9 protein-coding genes, 1 tRNA gene and 1 pseudogene are annotated in these 14981 nt (G+C 31.3%); 6 read left to right on the top strand and 5 right to left on the bottom strand.

Annotated elements, in window-relative coordinates:
* The first annotated feature begins 54 nt into the window (after positions 1-54).
* The 6 genes and pseudogenes from B4L98_RS05685 to B4L98_RS05660 all read left to right on the top strand — a co-directional run bounded on the left by B4L98_RS05685 (position 55) and on the right by B4L98_RS05660 (position 3949).
* Positions 55-396: a hypothetical protein gene (locus B4L98_RS05685; RefSeq protein WP_291077727.1), complete on the top strand. Its 342-nt coding sequence runs from the start codon at positions 55-57 to the stop codon at positions 394-396.
* 28 nt (positions 397-424) lie between these two features.
* Positions 425-496: transfer RNA gene (locus B4L98_RS05680), tRNA-Arg, on the top strand.
* A 64-nt stretch (positions 497-560) separates the two neighbouring features.
* Positions 561-1327 (top strand): annotated as a pseudogene (locus B4L98_RS05675) (sulfite exporter TauE/SafE family protein).
* A complete protein-coding gene (locus B4L98_RS05670; protein WP_221854784.1) occupies positions 1328-2119 on the top strand; it encodes a hypothetical protein in 792 nt (263 codons plus the stop codon).
* A gap of 190 nt (positions 2120-2309) precedes the next feature.
* Positions 2310-2924 (top strand): deoxynucleoside kinase, encoded by a 615-nt coding sequence (locus B4L98_RS05665; protein WP_038333632.1) that lies wholly within the window; start codon positions 2310-2312, stop codon positions 2922-2924.
* A 71-nt stretch (positions 2925-2995) separates the two neighbouring features.
* A complete protein-coding gene (locus B4L98_RS05660; RefSeq protein ID WP_219034739.1) occupies positions 2996-3949 on the top strand; it encodes an EamA family transporter in 954 nt (317 codons plus the stop codon).
* 96 nt (positions 3950-4045) lie between these two features.
* Here the strand turns inward: B4L98_RS05660 and B4L98_RS05655 are convergent, their stop codons facing one another.
* The 5 genes from B4L98_RS05655 to B4L98_RS05635 all read right to left on the bottom strand — a co-directional run bounded on the left by B4L98_RS05655 (position 4046) and on the right by B4L98_RS05635 (position 14951).
* The gene (locus B4L98_RS05655; protein WP_219034738.1) at positions 4046-5314 is read right to left on the bottom strand and encodes an ectonucleotide pyrophosphatase/phosphodiesterase; all 1269 of its coding nucleotides are present in this window, start codon (positions 5312-5314) and stop codon (positions 4046-4048) included.
* A gap of 76 nt (positions 5315-5390) precedes the next feature.
* The gene (locus B4L98_RS05650; protein ID WP_286496138.1) at positions 5391-6491 is read right to left on the bottom strand and encodes a serine hydrolase domain-containing protein; all 1101 of its coding nucleotides are present in this window, start codon (positions 6489-6491) and stop codon (positions 5391-5393) included.
* A 264-nt stretch (positions 6492-6755) separates the two neighbouring features.
* Positions 6756-12863: an alpha-2-macroglobulin family protein gene (locus tag B4L98_RS05645; RefSeq protein WP_291077724.1), complete on the bottom strand. Its 6108-nt coding sequence runs from the start codon at positions 12861-12863 to the stop codon at positions 6756-6758.
* Positions 12864-13013: 150 nt separating this feature from the next.
* Positions 13014-13526: an IS1096 element passenger TnpR family protein gene (locus tag B4L98_RS05640; RefSeq protein WP_038333549.1), complete on the bottom strand. Its 513-nt coding sequence runs from the start codon at positions 13524-13526 to the stop codon at positions 13014-13016.
* Positions 13527-13529: 3 nt separating this feature from the next.
* The gene (locus tag B4L98_RS05635) at positions 13530-14951 is read right to left on the bottom strand and encodes a CCA tRNA nucleotidyltransferase (RefSeq protein ID WP_286496136.1); all 1422 of its coding nucleotides are present in this window, start codon (positions 14949-14951) and stop codon (positions 13530-13532) included.
* Positions 14952-14981 lie beyond the last annotated feature (30 nt).

Genomic DNA, 14981 nt, shown 5'->3' with positions numbered 1-14981 from the left:
AAATACCTTTCCGAATTTTTGCTGATTTAACTTTATTGGTAAANNTATCTTGGAATGGCAGAACATTTTATCGAAAAAAGTTTAGAGATTATTCAATACCAAAAACAAACTAATTTTGATAATTTCGTTATTAAATCAACTTCGAAAACTATTGAATTTGCTAAAACAATAGAAAATTTATTGACAAATAATTCTCCTATTTCAGAAGAAATCGAAACTGAAATTCATTCATTTGGAATAGAAACTGTTGAGAAAATCACTCAATTTATCATTGAAATTTATCCACAACTTGGAATTAAAGCTTCAAAAATAAATGAAGAAATCAATCAAATTTTCAGAGATTATTTTACCGCAACCCAACACCGAAATTTTAGACAAAATATTCAACTCAAATAGTCTATTTATCTATATTTGCAAAACTTTTGGCTGCGTAATTTAATGGATAGAATATCAGATTCCGGTTCTGACAGTATGAGTTCGAGTCTCATCGTGGCTACAATTTTTAATAATTCCTTCATTATTTATTATTTCTCTTATACATTTGCCAAAATTTTTCAGTTTTGGAAATCGAGATTTTATTCTATTTATGCATGGCAGCTTTTTGCGCTGGCTTCATCGACTCTATTGTTGGTGGTGGTGGATTAATACAAACGCCATTATCACTTGCTTTTTTACCTAATTTACCTGTTTCAACAGTAATCGGAACGCTAAAAATTCCAGCATTTAGTGGAACAGCTTTAGCAACTTCACAATATCTAAAAAAGGTAAAAATAGATTGGAAACTTTTCACGATTATGGCTATATGCGCATTTGTTTCTGCTTTTTTAGGATCACAATTGTTAACGGTTATCAATAATGATTTTATGAAGCCTGTTTTGTTAATCATTTTGATTGTTTTAGCCATTTACACTATTTTCAAGAAAGATTTTGGACAAGCAACCGAGCGTAAAATTCCTTACCACATTGCGATTATCAATGGTTGTATTGTGAGTATTGCAGTTGGTTTTTACGATGGTTTTATTGGTCCTGCAACTGGAACTTTCTTTATTTTGGGATTCGTAACACTTCTTGGTATGGATTTTTTGAAAGCTAATACTAATGCAAAACTGATCAATTTAGCAACTAATTTTGGTTCGATTTGTTTGTTTTTAATCAAAGGGCAAATTATCTGGAAAATAGCTTTACCAATGGCTATTTGCAACGCTTTAGGAGGTTTATTGGAGCAAAATTAGCCATCAACAAAGGGAATAAATTTATTCGATACATATTTATTTTGGTAATCCTACTCTCAATTTGTAGATTTGGTTATGAAGTAATTTTCAAGTAAATGAAAACCATTTTTTCAATTATTTTTGTTTCTGCATTTATCACTGTTTTTTCTCAAAAGTTTGAGTTAAAAGATTCAGTTTTGATTGAAAATAAAACAATCAAATCAATTGATACTGATCTAAATAATTCGATTTATTTGATTTCAGATACTAGAATTGAAAAAATATTTCAGTCGAAAAAGAACAAAAGTATTGATCTCAAAAATATTATTACTTCAGTTGATGTCAATAATCCACTTCGAGCTTATGTGTATTCAAATTTTAATCAACTCACTATTTTAGACGAAGATTTGAATCCTATTCAGGATATTGTAAAGATTAAATCTAACGATTTTATGCCTGCAGCATTAAAAGTTGTTGACACGCAATTTTGTTGGTTTTATGATTTAATCGGGAATAAAATTGTTTACTATAATTATCAGTTACAAAAACCAATTCTGACATCAAAACAAATTTATTTGAAGTATAATGATCAATCAATCGATAAAATACATGTGTACAAAAATTTGGTGTATTTAAAAGGTCAGAAAACAATTTATGTTTACGATGATTATGGAAATTTCAAATCTAATTTTGAATTTGACACCAATCAGCAACCTTTTTATTTTTATAAAGATGTTATTTTCTATATAAATGACAATAAACTAATATCAAAAAATATTGTTAATCAAAATTTGACGACTTTTATCGATTTAGAAAATGTAAAAAGTTTTGCGTTTAGCGAAAAAAATCTTTATACTTTGGTCGAAAATAAAATTTACACTTATACTATTTTAAATACAAATAATTAATAATAAACTATTTAATCAATTAAAACTAATTACTAATCCTTATTTATTTTTAATTTATAATTGAATAAAAATTCATAAATCAATCGGAATAATTTTTTTCTAAAAAAAGATTTTTCTATGAGTCGCTAGCTTAGATTTTGTTTTGAAAATTAAGCTTTAGTATATTTGCAAACGTTAAAATAATTGGAAAATGCATATCGCCATAGCCGGAAATATTGGAGCAGGTAAAACTACTCTAACAAACCTTTTAGCAAAACAATACAACTGGACAGCTCAGTTTGAAGATGTAGAAATGAATCCGTATTTGGATGATTTTTACAACGACATGGAAAAATGGGCGTTCAATCTTCAGATTTATTTCTTAGGAAGCCGTTTTAATCAAGTAAAAGAGATTAGAGAAAGCGGAAAAGACATTATTCAGGATCGTACAATTTACGAAGATGCGCATATTTTTGCGAGTAACTTGAACGATATGGGATTATTGTCTACAAGAGATTATAACAACTATTTACGTGTTTTTAATTTGATGACAAGTTTTGTAGAAGCACCAGATTTATTGATTTATCTTAAAGCTTCAATTCCTACATTGGTTTCGCAAATTCAGAAACGTGGTCGCGATTACGAAAATTCGATTAGTATTGATTATTTGAATCGTCTAAACGAGAAATACGACAAGTGGATTTCGAATTATAAAGAAGGAAAAGTGTTGGTAATCGACGTGGATAATTTAGATTTTGTTGAAAATAAAGAAGATTTAGGATTCATTTTCAATAAAATAGAAGGAGAAATTAACGGACTTTTTTAGTCAGAAAAAATAAAGTAACTTGCACGGCTTGATTTTAAATTTAATCAGGCCGTTTTTTTGCGTAAAAAATTATGGAAAATAAAAGTATTTTGAAGGGAGTTTTGTTCGTTGCAATGGGCGCTAGCTTCTACGGAATGTTAGCAACATTTGTAAAAATTGCATACGATCAAGGCTATACGACTGCCGAGGTAACAACTTCTCAGTTTGTATTAGGAATTTTGATTTTGGGAATCATCAACTTATTTATGATGAGTAAAAAAGATTTACCAAAGATTGAACAAAAAGATAAAAAAAGGTTGATTCTTGCTGGAACTTCGTTAGGTTTCACAAGTTTATTTTACTATCTAGCGGTACAATATATCAATGTGTCAATCGCAATTGTATTGTTGATGCAAACGGTTTGGATTAGTATTTTGGTTGAGAGTATTTTGGGAAAACAATTTCCTTCTGCCAAAAAATTAATTGCAATGGTTTTGGTATTATTTGGAACTGTTTTGGCAACAAATTTAATCAACCAAGAAGTCGAGTTAAATCCTAAAGGATTGTTTTGGGGATTTTTAGCAGCTTGTTCTTTTACGACTACCATGTTTACATCGAATAGTTTAGCCAATTATTTACCAGCTTATAAAAAAAGTTTGTGGATGCTTTTTGGAGGTTCTATTATTGTGTCTCTATTTTTGTTTTTTAGCCAAATCGGACCTTATTACTTTGATGGTTTAATGAGCTTTTACAACAACTTTTCAAATGATGTAAATGGAATTCATGCATTCAATTTTAGCATTTTTTATACTTGGGGATTACCGTTGGCAATTTTCGGAACTGTCTTACCTCCTATTCTTTTAAACAAAGGTTTTCCGCACACAGGATTAGGTTTGGGAAGTATTGTTTCTTCGTTAGAATTACCCGTTTCAGTAACCATGGCTTTTGTGCTTTTACATGAACAAGTACTCGCAATACAATGGACAGGAATCGCCGTTATTATTTTTGCTATTATTATATCAAATCTGAATTTTAAGAAAAAATAAATTCAAAATGACGAATTCTTATAAGTCAATGAAAATTCAATAACAAAAAAAGCCAACTCTTAATAAGTTGGCTTTGTATTTTGAGTAAAATCTAAATTATTTCACCAAAATTTTATTGGCTAATTGATTTGTTCCATCAATTTTTTCTTGAATTGGTAAACCTAATATCTTCGCAAGCATTGGATAGATTTCTGTATTTGGAAAAACTTTAATCTCTTTACCAGACTTAATATTTGGTCCCCAAGCCATAAAAGTCGCTTTCATTTCTGGCGTTTCTTTTACATAAAAACCATGCGAACCTTTCGGTGCATTTTTGTTTGAGAAATAGTTTGGAGCATGTGCAATCAAAATAATATCTCCAATACGATTGTATCGATCATTCTTTTTATCAAAATGATATTTAGATGGGACATTTGTTGTTTTATACACTTCGAACGTATTATTCTGAACTGCTTTTATTTCTTTGTAAATTGATTCGATATCATTTTTATCTTTTACAAAAAGACTTACATAAGAACCATTTGAAGCAACTTGTACTTTTGATTCATCAATTTTAATTGGCAATTTCAATGGATTTTCATCATCAATTCTTGTCATTCCATGATCAGAAACAAAAACAAAATTCACTTTCAAACCTGTTTTTGCAACCTCATCATTCAATTTCTTGATTGATTGATCTACAAATTGTACAGCTTCCTTTGTTTCAGGTGCATCAGGACCAAAAGAATGCCCTGCGTGATCTACTTCCGGAAAATAAAACGTAATTAAATGTGGACGTTTTTCAGCTGGTAACTCCAACCAATTTACAACTTGCTGAATACGGTAATCAATTGGTGATTTTTCCGAATACTTGTACGAATACGTTGGGAACATACCATTAATAGGCGCTTCCGAACCTGGCCAATAGTAACAAGCAGCTAACATTTTGTTCTGTTCTGCAAGGTTCCAGATTGGCGTTCCTCCGTACCATTTCGGATTGATAACTGCATTTCTATTTCCCAATAAATAACGATCACCAACTTCTCTGTCTAACATATTATTTCCTACCAAACCATGATGAATAGGTGTTAAACCAGTTACAATTGTATAATGATTTGGAAATGTAACAGAAGGAAAAGACGGATACATGGCATCTGCTTTCACTCCATTTTTAGCCAAAGCTAATAGATTTTTAGCTTCATGTTTTTGAGCATAATCATAACGAAAACCATCTGCCGAAATCAAGATAACATAAGGTTTATCTTGTTGTTTGGCATCATTTACACGATTTTCGATTACGATTTGTTCTTCGATTTCTTGTGCATTTGCTGTAACTGAGAACGTTAAAACAATTGCAGAAAATATACTAAGTATTGATTTTTTCATGCCTCAAATTTAGAAAGTTTTATACTTAGAATGAATTAAAAAAATGTCAAATCTTATGAGAAAATTATTCAAAATTCTAACTCTTCTTCATCAACAACTTCAGAAATTCTTTTCCAATAAAAGGATTAATGATATGTTGAAACCCTTTTTGCAAGATAAAAACTGTAATTGTCGCATTAGTTTCTGGCGAATAAATCACATCTGTTCCCCACCAACCACCATGATAATAGGCATTGAATCCCATATCAAAATGATAAATTCCCAAACAATATTTCGATTGATCCGAAGGTAAAACATATGTTGACATCGAATCCAAAATTTGTTTATTCTGAATAATTTTCCCTTCAAACAAATACTGAAAAAACAGAGCCGATTCTTTCGCTGTCGAAGCTATTCCACCACCACCATACAAATCCCACGAAGGATCTAAATCATACGAATCCCACTTGTATTTATCTGCATATTGATGCGCAAGCGGAAGTGTTTTCGAAGGATATTTCTCCAAATCGATAAACCACGTTTGTGTCAAACCTAATTCTTTATACTTTAACAAATCTCGAATTACTTTGTAAAATGGTTGACGCGTTTTTTGTTCAATAATTTCTGCTAAAAGCAAATAATTGATATCACCGTAACTAAACTTTTCTCCTACTTTTTGTGGACTTCCGATTTCCATTGCTCGTTTTATTTGTTCCTCCTTCGTCCATTTATATTGCGGTCGCTGATTAACTAATTCAAAATACGCATCATCGACATAATCTTGTATTCCAGAAGTGTGCGACAACAAATGTTTGACTGTTATCGTATTCAAATCATAACCATCTTTTTCGAGCAATTGACGAGTCTTCTTAGACAATAAATTCTTGATCGATTGGTTAATTCTAACTTGACCTTTTTCTACCAAACGCAAAATTGCAGCAGCTACATAAGGTTTGGTATTACTTGCGATTAAAACCGGTTGTTGGCTGTTTAAAATTTCGTTGGTTTTAATATCCAAAACTCCTTTTGCATAACTCCACGAAATGTTTTGTTCTGGTGCTTCAACGTGAACAATAATTCCGACAGCGTTTTTATTTTTTTCGTAAATCGAATCTATTTTAGATTGAAAAATGGTTTGCAGCTGCGCAAATCCGATAAAAGGAATGAGTACAATATTGAGTAGAAGTCTTTTCTTCATTTAGTGTTATTTGATTTTAAAGATAAATAAAATCTTGAATTGTATGTGATACGCTTAACGTTTTAAGTTGTACGTAATATGTTTTACAAAGTGTAAAATTCGAAACACTAATCTCGTAACTCACGCAACTCATAAATCAAAAGAAAGCTAAGCAGGAATTACTAAACTCTTGCTTAAGAGTTCACCAACTCTTAGGTATCTTTTAACCAAAATAAAGGCAAGATTAAAAATCTTGCCTTTATTATTAAACTTACAAGTTAAAATCTATTTAATTTCAACACGAATTCCTTCACTTTGCGCACTCAATTCTGGTGCATACATATTTTGCATCGATGTAATTCCGTTCGAGAAATTACCTGCATTATTCGCTTTCAAATCATATTCGAAAACATATGTTCCTTTTCTCATGTAATCCGAAAAGAAATTAGTTGCAGCATCTCTTGTGCTTTCGTAATATCCAAATTCGCCTTTCCATTTGTAACCAGAAAGTACATTCACAGGTTCGAAACCACTTGCACGCATATCTTTGATGTGTACAAACTGCATGTTGCGATCAACAGAAATCTCTAATCGAACAGTTACAATATCACCAACTTTTATCGGTGTTGACGTTGTAATTTCTTTCAGAATTGGACCATTTGCAGAATTCGATTTAACAAATAATTTCTTGTTGAATTTAATTCCAGTTTCAGCAGATTTTATTTTATCTAAATCTTCAAAATATTGCCAATACATCGCTCCCCAAGCAACACCTGGAGAAGTTTTCGAAACTTCAACTTTACCCATTTCAGGTTTAATTTCTTCTTTGTTCCAAGAAGTTTTTACATAACCCGAACCAGCTTGCGCATTGTTATCTAAATCAATTTTTTGATTTCCGATCTTCACTTCAATTCCTTTCTCTGCATCTATCCAAGATTTTCCGAAATTCATTAAAGCATAAACCGCTTTTGTCGTTGCTTTTGTCGAATTCCACTGATTTGTTTGACGATTTTTCAATAACCAAACTTTCATTTCTTCGACAGATTTTTCATCTTTTGTTACCTCGTCAAATGCTTCGATTAACAACGATTGTGTTTCTACAGGCGCTTGATACCAAAACCAACCCGGTTGATTTTCTTTCCAATACATACCCATTTCATCCGATTCTACTGCTTTTTCTTTGATCGAATTGACTACAATCTTAGCAGCAGACTGCATTCCAAAACGATTCATCACAATTGCAGCCATTGCTTTTTGTTGCAACGACAACTCTAATTTTGTATCATTTAGATTCTTTAACATCGCTGTTTTCATTTCTTCCAATTCTTTCGACATCGGATAATCTTCTAAGAAAAACGAACGCGCATATAAATAATGTAAACCGTCTGAATACGTAACATCCTTGAATGATTTTTGATCTTTTTTGAACTCTTTGAAACGTTTTAAATTCTCATCATCAATAAACTGAATCGCTTTTTTGATTAATGGATTTACATCTATTTCAAATGCTTTGAAATTCACATCCATTTTCTTCATATTTCCGAAACCAGAAACAATATGCGTTGTGATATATTCGTTTGGACGACCACCGTCAAACCAAGCAAAGCCACCATTTGATTGTTGTTTATCCGATAATTTTTGGAAAGCCGATTTCATTTCCGTTTGCATTTGATTCAATTCAAATAAAACTGCAATTTGCTTCATTTGCTCTTCTTCGCTTTCTGCATTTTTCATCCAAGGCGTTTCTTCTAAAATGATATTTTTCAATTCTTGGTTCAATTGTAATTTTGATTTCAATTCACCTTTTTTGTTCCAATCATCAAAAACAGCTTTAATTTTTGGATTTGAATTGATCACTTTTTCTGAAATCATATTTCCATATAAACGCGAGAACACTTGCTCTGCACATTCGTAAGGATATTCGCGCAAATAAGGCAACGAGAAAACTGCATACCAAATCGGATTCGTTGTCATCTCGAATGTTAATTTGAAATTATCTAACGAAGTCGATTTATTGTTGATCATGTTATCAAATTGGAACGATTTCTTTTGACCTTCTTTCACATAAATCGGCAACGTTTCTGTCACCATCATACGATTTGTCAAAATTGGTAAAGCCGATTCTTCACCATCCGAAAAATCTCCAGCCGAAGCCACCACACGATACACAACTGCTTGTACATTTTTCGGAACATCAATTGTCCACGTCACTTGATCCGAGCTTCCTTTTGCAACAGAGAAATTCTGAACTGCATTTGTCAATTTGAATTGTGCATCAATTGGTTGATTGGTAAACGCATCAAACAACATCAATTTCGCAGAACCATTTAATACCTTATCTGATAAATTATTAATCTTAGACGAAACCGAAATTTGATCGCCTTCACGTAAGAAACGTGGCATATTTGGCACAACCATCAAGTCTTTTTGCGTGCGAACATTTTGCTCCAAATAACCTGTTTTAAGGTCTGGCGTATGTGCAATTGCCATAAATTTCCATTCTGTTAAACTTTCTGGCGTAGTAAATTCTATAATAATATTTCCTTTTGCATCTGTTTTTAAGTTTGGATAAAAGAAGGCTGTTTCATTTAAATTTGTACGCGCTTTTACATTATCTAAAGTTGCGTTTGCCTCTTTTTTAGTTGTAATAATCACTACTCCATTTGCTCCTCTTGCTCCATATAAAGCAGTCGCCTCTTCTCCTTTCAATACATTCATAGACTGAATATCATCTGAATTAAGTTCTGGCATTATATCATACACAACTCCATCTACAACATAAAGTGCATTTGAAATTTCGGCAGAAGAAACTCCACGAACTGTTACATTTGCAGAAGCTCCAGGTTCTCCTGCTTGAGTTGAATAACCTAACGATTTCTTATCTCTTGTAATTCCTAAAGCTGTTACAACAGAACCTTCTAAACTTACATCAGCAGCAGCCCCCATTTGTACCTCAACATGAATTTCATTTTCTGATACTTCTTTTATTTTTACACCTGGCGCAACAGACTTCATCATCATACGATTCATGCGATATTGATTGAAACCAAAATCAAATAAATTAAGGTCTAATCCTGCATTTCCTCTTGCATAAAAATCATAATTTGTACGATAATAAATTGCTCGAGATTGATTTGTTATATAAAATTGATATAGATTAAAAGGGTTATTTCTTCTTGAATTTGTAAAATCATACACATTAAAATCTAATGAATTTGACGCAAATTGATCCAACGAAGCGTCGTACATACTTGTTAAAACCTCAGCTGAAACTTTATCTTTATTTGGTCCTTCAATTTTTAGTTGCCATTTTTCTTTTGCACCTGGCGTCAATTTATCACGTAAAACTTCAGCCGTAACTTTCAGTTGTTTATTGGTAAACGGAACTGCCAAATTAAGACTTCCTGTTTGCACATCATTGAATTTCGTCATGGCATAATTCACATAAATTCCACCGCGATATTCTTCTTTAATTGGAATTTCGACTACAGATTTTTTACTCAAATCCAAAAAACCTTTCTCAATAATTGTTTGATTCGCCTCTACTTCATAATACACAAATGTATTTTTAGAACCCGATTTGAACTCAATTTTTGCAACATCTTTTGGTTCGAAAGTCAATTTATTAGGCGAAACTGCTAAAAGTGTTTTAATTGCATTTGCTTTCTTTTCATTCGAAACATAAATCAATTTATCCACTTCCACTTTTTGTGTTCCGTCCATCACAAAACCTTTTACAACATAATAACCTTCTTCTAAATTTGAAGCTTGATTAAATTTAATTTCATCAGAAATTTTTGTATCAAAATCACTTTCAAAAACCTTTTGATTTGTTGTCCACGTTTTTGGATTCATTTCGTCACCATAAGGTTCATTCGGAAATATTTTTTTGAATTCTTCTTTCGAATAAATATTATAATCTGTTGTAAATTTTTGACGACGAACTATTTCTTTTGGTGCATTTAACGAATAAATTTCGACGTGTCCTTTTCCATCTAATTTTTCATCATTCAAGTTTTTCACTTCAATTTTGAAAGCTTTCAAATCATCTACTTTAGCTTTCTCAGAAATAGCAATATTTAACGATATTCTTGTGTCTCCAACTTTTACGGAAGAAGATTCTGATTGCGTTTCTCCATTGATATCCGTTGCATTTACTTCAATAAAATAATTGTAGGTTCTTACCTCATCTTTCTTTTTCTCCGAAGCTGGTTTTGCTACAAATTCAAAGTTAAATTTTCCTTCCGCATCTGTTGTTGTATCTCCAAACGTAATTTCTTCTCGTTCTCCACGACCTGCTGGAATTGAGCGATACCAAGGCCAAAATGTAAAAATTTCTTGACGATAAACACGATACGAAACTTTAGCATTATCGATATTAGCACCAGAAAAAGCAATCGCCTTTCCTTCTACTTTTACCTTGTCGTTTAAACTATAAACACCTTTATTTTTCTCTATTTCTACTTTGAATTTTGGACGTTTATATTCTTCCACTTTGAATGAATAATAACCGTCTTCATTAATAGCTCTGATCGAAAAGTTACCTGTTAAAGCAGAACTTGGCAAAATAAAACTTCCATTTACAGATCCAAATTCATTAGTTGTTAAATCTATTTTAGAAAGCTCTTTATTGTTAACATCATATAAAGCAATCGTCAATTTAGAATTTGGAATGATATTTCGAGTTTTATCTTTCGATAAATAATAAATTCCTTTGAAATAAACCGTTTGTCCAGGACGATAAATCGCACGATCTGTGAAAATCTTGACAGAAGAATCATCATCTTCATCATCACGATCATAATCGTAGTAATACGTTGAATAAATAGTATGTTCGTCTTTCACACGATATTGAAGATTTCTCCAGCCCGAAGGAATTGTTATTATTCCATCTTTATCCGATGTTAAAGTTTTTGTTTCCTTTTTATTATAATTTGTCAAATTAGAAAACTCAACCGCAACATTACTTTCTGGTTTTCCAGTTTCACGATTCACAACCGACAATTTATCATTTAAAGAATTTATCGCATATTTCGAAACCATTACATCTAAATAATCAATATCGTCTTTTGTGTTGATTCTGAATTCAGAATTATTCGAAAAAAGGACAATATAACGACCAGATTTTAGTGGATTTAATTTAACAATTGTCGAATGATTTTGATAATCTTCAAACGATTTAACATCAATTGCATATTGATCAACAACCTTTAAACTATTCAGAAATTTTTGCGCTTCTGCAATTCTATTTTCGTTGTAAACATTTAACGCTTGTATTTTATCTTTTCCATCAAAACCTTCATTATAAGCGAAAATTCTCACAAAAACTTGCGACAAATTTTTATGCGTTAATTGAATTGGTGTATTCTGATTTTCGTTAATATATCGCTCTGCTTGTACACTTAATTCTTGCGATTTTATCTTCGAAACTAAATTATTTATATTCTCTAATTCCTCCGAATTTGGATAAAGCTTCGCAACTTTTTGTTGTAGTTCAAAAATCTTATTTACGTTCGCCAATTTATCTTCTTGCAAACCATAATAATCTGTCGCTAAAGTTGCATACACATAAGACGAATACCATGCTTTTGGATATTTTGTTGCTAAAAATTCTTTTTGTTTAATAATTTCTTGAACCGAAGTCGAACCTCGGTTTGAATCAATTAAAATCAATTCATTGTACAAAACAGCATTTTCGTTATTTTTTTGTTTATTAATCTCAACTAAATCAGAAAGCAATTGATTTGCTTTATCTTTTTCATCATTCTCATTCAGATAATTGATATAATTTCTTGCTAAAACATCATACAATGTTGGCGTTAAATCAAATTGTTGTTGCGCATTTTTCTTATCATTTGCAATATTCAAAATCATTTTATAATCTTGAGATTTTGCATTTATTAATTCATTTTTTGGTTGAATTGATTTCGAAAAATAATCATTAATTGTTTTCTTAAAAGTATCTTCTGTCCAAAATCTCACATCATTTGTAGCTTGATTTTCGACATTTGTACGACTATTGATTTTCCAACGATTTTCGTTGTAATACAATTGATATAACTCAGCTAAATATGAATAAACAATCGCATTATTTACAATTGATTTTTCATCTAAATCCTTTTTAAACAAATCAAAAACGAAGTTTACATCATCTGTTTCATCAGAAGTTGCGACTTTTATTTTTGCTTCATAAAACAAAGCTTTCAGATAACTTTGTTGATTATTTTGCTTTTTTGATAACGTTTTAAGTTCATCAATTTTTGGTTGGATAGATTTGAATTGACCATTTTGCATTTGTTGGTCAATTTCCTTCCACTTTTGATCAATCGTTGGGGATTGAGCCATAAGCATCGAATTGGTTAAAATTAATAATAAAAACAGTAGCTGTTTCATAGATTCTTTCTTTTATCAGTAGATGCAAGTTACGGAAAAATGGTTGGTTGAGGAAGTAAAAAAATTATCAAATGGTTTATATATAGCACAAAAAAAATCTGAATGTTGCCATTCAGATTTTTTGATATATAAGTTGATTAGTTGTAGTTTTTATAAATCGTCTACGTCTAAATCTTCGTCGATTTGTAAATCATTTAATTCAGCATCTTCTGCAAAATCAATATCTTCTTCATCGTCTAAATCAACCATCATGTCTTTTTTAGGCGCTTTAAGAGGCATTGAACCGAAACGGTAAACCGTTAATGGATAATTAAGAACAGCTGGTTTATCTTCTACAGAAATTAATTCAGCCACAAATGTCCACATTTCCATAAAATCATATACAAAAGCCATACGATCTCCTTGATTAGCAAAAGCTTCTTTGATATAAAAATCAGCCATTGTTTCATCAGTTCCATCATCAGACATATCCTCTAAAGGAATTTCTTTTGTTTGGTTTCCATCTTCATCTACTTCATAGAACGACGCCAACTCCTCACCTTGTAAACTAAAAGCACTAATTATACCTTTGTACAATGTGAATAATGTTTGCTTCTCTTTAATTTCTATGTCTCTAAAAACATCCTCTTTTGCATCAAGGAATACACGAATTTTATATATCACTTTCTAAATATTTTTCGGTTCCAAATTTAAATCTTTTCCCATATTAATTACAAATTCTAATGCAGAATTATAATTATTTTCTACTTCGCCTTCTAAAATTGCTTCTTTGATGGCATTTTTTAAGATTCCAATCTCTTTTCCTGGCTGAATATCAAATATTTCCATTATTTGTTCACCTGTAATTGGTGGTTGAAAATTACGTACTTTATCACGTTCTTCAACATCTTTTATTTTTTGTTCTACAACTTCAAAATTTTGTTTGAAACGTTTTTGTTTACGTTCATTTTTTGTTGTAATATCAGCTTTGCAAAGCGTAATTAAATCGTCGAAATCTTCTCCAGCATCAAACAATAATCTACGTAATGCCGAATCTGTAGCGTCGTCTGTTACAACAGCAATTGGTCGAGAACTCATCATGACTAACTTCTGAACATATTTTACTTGCGGTCCTAATGGTAATTTTAATCGTCTGAACAATTTTAATACCATTTTTGATCCAACAAATTCATGCGAATGAAATGTCCAACCTACATTTTTATCAAAACGTTTTGTTACAGCTTTTCCAATATCATGCAACAACGCTGCCCAACGTAACCAAACATTATCTGTGTTGACAGAAATATTATCAACGACTTCTAACGTATGATAAAAATTATCTTTATGTTTCTGACCTTCAACCTCTTCGATTCCTTTTAACGCAACCAATTCTGGTAAAATATGTTGCATTAATCCTGATTGTTCCAACAACAATAATCCGACCGAAGGTTTGTCAGTCATCATAATTTTCTGAAACTCATCCATTACGCGTTCAAAAGATACGATATTAATACGTTCTGCATTATCAATTATTGCCTGAAAAGATTTTTTTTCTATTTCAAAATCCAATTGAGCTGCAAAACGAATCGCACGCATCATACGCAAAGGATCATCAGAATAGGTAACATTCGGCTCTAATGGTGTTTTGATAATTTTATTATTCAAATCTTCTACTCCATTAAAAGGATCAATTAATTCGCCAAAATTCTCTTTATTCATCGAAATTGCCAATGTATTGATCGTAAAATCACGACGTTTTTGGTCGTCTTCCAACGTTCCGTCTTCAACATGTGGTTTTCGACTATCTTCTGAATAACTTTCTTTTCGCGCACCTACAAATTCCAAATCTGTGTCTTTATATTTGAACATTGCTGTTCCAAAACGTTTAAAAACTGAAACTTGTGATGTATGTCCTAATTTATTAGCCAATTCTTTAGCCAATAAAATTCCATTTCCAACTGTTACAAAATCGATGTCCTTTTTCTGACCACGATTCAATAAATAATCGCGTACAAATCCACCAACCACATAAGTTTCTTGATTAATTTCATCAGCAACTTCTGCTACATTTCTAAAAATTGGATTTGATACGGCTTCTAAGATTTTCATTCTGCAAAAGTATAAGTTTTGAAATAAAAA

This window comes from Empedobacter sp. UBA5528, from assembly GCF_002426075.1.
In the GTDB taxonomy this organism is placed as follows: domain Bacteria; phylum Bacteroidota; class Bacteroidia; order Flavobacteriales; family Weeksellaceae; genus Empedobacter; species Empedobacter falsenii_B.
The sequence above is the reverse complement of the archived record's forward strand: the minus strand, read 5'-3'. Positions and strand labels throughout refer to the sequence as shown.